The 1,346-nt window shown below is 71.3% G+C and carries 1 protein-coding gene; it reads left to right on the forward strand.

Going from position 1 to position 1,346, the window contains the following annotated elements:
* Positions 1 to 21: 21 nt before the first annotated feature.
* Positions 22 to 1,346: ornithine--oxo-acid transaminase (gene rocD / locus ACFWI9_RS34320; protein ID WP_387169225.1), on the forward strand; the 1,325-nt coding region annotated here is incomplete at its 3' end.

The raw sequence follows: 1,346 nt of genomic DNA on the forward strand, positions 1-1,346 counted from the left end.
ACCCTCACCCCGGGAGACGCCGTGACCAGTACGGAAGCCAGTACGGAAGCCCTCATCGCCGCCGCCGGGGCGCACACCGCGCACAACTACCACCCGCTGCCGGTGGTCGTCGCCACCGCCGAGGGGGCGTGGATGACGGACGTGGAGGGACGGCGCTTTCTCGATCTACTGGCGGGGTATTCGGCGCTGAACTTCGGGCACGGCAACCCGCGGCTGATCGCGGCGGCGAAGGCCCAGTTGGACCGGGTGACGCTGACGTCGCGGGCGTTCCACCACGACCGGTTCGGCGCGTTCTGCGAGCAGTTGGCGGACCTGTGCGGCATGGAGCTGGTACTGCCGATGAACACGGGTGCGGAGGCGGTGGAGACCGCGCTGAAGACCGCCCGGAAGTGGGGGTACCGGGTCAAGGGGGTGCCCGACGGGAGGGCGAAGATCGTGGTGGCGGGCAACAACTTCCATGGCCGTACGACGACGATCGTCGGCTTCTCGACCGACCCGGAGGCGCGCGCGGACTTCGGGCCGTACACGCCGGGCTTCGAGATCGTGCCGTACGGGGATCTCACCGCGATGCGGGCGGCGGTCAGTGAGAACACGGTGGCCGTGCTGTTGGAGCCGGTCCAGGGCGAGGCGGGGGTGGTGGTACTGCCGGCCGGATATCTGCCGGGGGTACGGGAGTTGACGCGGGAGCGGAACGTGCTCTTCATCGCCGACGAGATCCAGTCGGGGCTCGGGCGGACCGGGCGGACGTTCGCGTGCGAGCACGAGGGGGTGGTGCCCGACATGTATGTGCTGGGGAAGGCCCTGGGCGGCGGGGTGGTGCCGGTGTCCGCGGTGGCGTCGAGCGCGGAGGTGCTGGGTGTGTTCCGGCCCGGGGAGCACGGGTCGACGTTCGGCGGGAATCCGCTGGCGTGTGCGGTGGGGCTGGAGGTGATCGCGATGCTGCGGTCGGGTGAGTATCAGGCGCGGGCGGCGGAGCTCGGGGAGCATCTGCACGGGGAGTTGCGGGAGTTGACCGGTACGGGGCGGGTGACGGCGGTGCGCGGGCGGGGGTTGTGGGCCGGGGTCGACATCGCGCCGGGGGTCGGGTCGGGGCGGGAGGTCTCGGAGCGGTTGGTGGAGCGGGGCGTGCTGGTGAAGGACACCCACGGGGCGACGATCCGGATCTCGCCGCCGCTGATGATCGGCCGGGAGGACCTGGACTGGGGGCTGGACCGACTGCGCGAGGTGCTCGGGGTCTGGACACGGTCTGGACACCGCCCCGGGAGTTTCGCCAAGCGGTGCCGGAGTTCCTGGAGTTGGGTGAGAGGGCCGGGCTTGGGAGGCCCGTTGCGATCTCCCCTCCCCTC

This window comes from Streptomyces sp. NPDC127084 (assembly GCF_042724175.1).
Taxonomy (GTDB): Bacteria; Actinomycetota; Actinomycetes; order Streptomycetales; family Streptomycetaceae; genus Streptomyces.